The sequence below is a fragment of the Vibrio makurazakiensis genome (genome assembly GCF_050337375.1).
GTDB classification, from domain to species: domain Bacteria; phylum Pseudomonadota; class Gammaproteobacteria; order Enterobacterales; family Vibrionaceae; genus Vibrio; species Vibrio makurazakiensis.
In genome coordinates this window covers 1-1,183 of record NZ_JAKJSW010000450.1, presented here as the reverse complement: position 1 = coordinate 1,183, position 1,183 = coordinate 1, and the positions used below count along the sequence as shown (strand labels likewise).

1 protein-coding gene is annotated in these 1,183 nt (G+C 41.9%); it reads right to left on the bottom strand.

Going from position 1 to position 1,183, the window contains the following annotated elements:
* On the bottom strand, positions 1–1,183 hold a 1,183-nt coding region (locus L4C33_RS22365; protein ID WP_428814573.1), incomplete at both ends, for a type VI secretion system protein.

The following is a 1,183-nucleotide window of genomic DNA, read 5'->3' as shown; positions in this document are numbered from 1 at the left end:
GCTGTATTGACACTATCGGCTTCACCTTGATCTTGAAGCGTACTGATGTAGTAAGTTTTCAGTTCATCCGTATGAGTTCGATCCTGGCTAAAGAGTAAACGGTAGTTGTTCAGTAGCGATAGAGTACGAGACTGATCTTCAAGGTTAACGTAAACGAAGAGGTCTTTTTCTAGGGTTTTCTCCATGGAAGGAACTAAAACGTTTTGTAACTCCGAGAAGTACGCTTGTTCGATTTCAGGCTTAATACTAGGGTTCGGCATGAAAGGAAGGCGGTACCAAGGCTCTGGTTGATTGTAGAGGTTATATATTCTCTGTAAGGAATATAGGTTTGGAATGTTATCTGCCATGTTTTCAATGTCATAAGGAGATGCTGAAATGGCTTCCTTATAACGTTCTAACATCGCGTCAGCTCGGTTTTCTCTTTGACTTTGATAGTCGAAATCAAACTTAATGACTAATAATACGGCAACTAATAGGCCAACCCATGCCGTAGTAAAAGCAATCTGATTGAAAAGAAGGGTGTTTTCTTTACGTTTGTTCACGCCGACCAAAGATTGTTCGGTAAGGATGACATGGCTCATTAGATGCTGTGCGAACAAAGTTTGGCTTACTGGGATTTGCCCATACTGCTGGTAGTATTCATGACCCACAGAAAGCGATACTGTACTGGCTAGCAAGTCTGATAGTTCAGACTCTTGACCATCATGTGTAAAGTAGAAACCACGGAATTGCAATGCGTCACTGAGTTGTTCACCACGGTACAGCCGGTTTAAGAATAACCACAGGCTTTGCTTCAATAGCCCAAATTGAAATGGGGCGCTGGCAATTGAGTTACGGTAATCCTGATTAAGTTGACCCGCTAAAGCGTTACTCATGTTAGCGATCAACTGGCTTATCAAATGGTCAAATTCTTCATTAAACCAGTCGGCGTCGATTCCACCATGTTTGTTGTATGGAGCGGTAGCGCCGAACACGTCATCTCTTTTCGATTCGTCAAAGGCAGAGAAAAACTGACAAAAGTCGCTGATACTGCCCATGTTAGAAATGACATTGTAGATAGGTAAACTCACACCAAAGGCTTGATTAAAAGTCTTTATCGTGGACTTTATCTCATCAGCACTTTGGGTGATTTGTTCATTATTGAGTAGTAGGCTAGAAACGTCGGTTGTGAGTAATATACCGT